The sequence below is a fragment of the Vibrio sp. 1557 genome (assembly GCF_033340175.1).
Taxonomy (GTDB): Bacteria; Pseudomonadota; Gammaproteobacteria; order Enterobacterales; family Vibrionaceae; genus Vibrio; species Vibrio alginolyticus.
In genome coordinates this window covers 1-804 of record NZ_JAWOVZ010000077.1, presented here as the reverse complement: position 1 = coordinate 804, position 804 = coordinate 1, and the positions used below count along the sequence as shown (strand labels likewise).

Here is an 804-nt window from a genome sequence, read left to right as displayed (position 1 = left end):
CGAACTACAAAAATACCAGTTTACAGGTCTCAAACCCTTTAACTGGTATCACGATATAAGCTATTTGTATGGGTTGTGGTATCAGAATACAAGTCTTTCTATAAAAAAACGGAGCTTTTTGATGGTTAGCTCCGCTTTCTGATTAACATTTACTCAACATTAGAAGTTTGCCGTATGAATACTCATTTATAGAATCAACAATATGAATGACTCATTGTGTGACTCGGGTGAGTACGGCATACATATCACCACTACTATCTTGGATGGTGAGTTCATTTTCTTTAAGTTTGTACGTTGTGCCCTGCTCGCCGTTTTCATACAAAAGAACTAAATACTCGTCTTCAGTGTAAAACACGCCTTGTTTAACGGACTCTTCACCTGCTTCGTTTGAGACACGGAACAAGAACACGAAGTCAGGCTGCAAAATCAGATCCATGTGGTTAATGTTATTTGCCATCAATCCATCGCCAGAGACATGAGAGCTTGACCAAATACCGGCTAGAGCGTTCGATAACCCTTTAGTAAAAGTGACACCGTTTAAATCCAAGGTATTGTGATTGTTTCGGTAAGCGTAAATTTGGGGCTCATCGGTATTCAATCCAAGAACAATTGTGTCTTCATTGGCGTTATACATTCCTTCCCAATGATCGACAGAATAATCTTTTTTCTGAATATCTATGGAGAATGTGTAATCAGAGCCTAAAGAAAGTTTGATCGCTCGGAAGTTTTCAGCCGATTCGTCGGGCCTCGGATTCATTAAATACCAATCCCCAATCAGAAACGGCGTATCAAAGTGACTAAGAT

Annotated in this window: 1 protein-coding gene; it reads right to left on the bottom strand. The window is 39.6% G+C overall.

Annotation, left to right across the window (positions count from 1 at the left end; translation table 11 throughout):
* Window positions 1-211 precede the first annotated feature (211 nt).
* Window positions 212-804: hypothetical protein (locus tag R7070_RS24675; RefSeq protein WP_318141341.1), on the bottom strand; the 593-nt coding region annotated here is incomplete at its 5' end.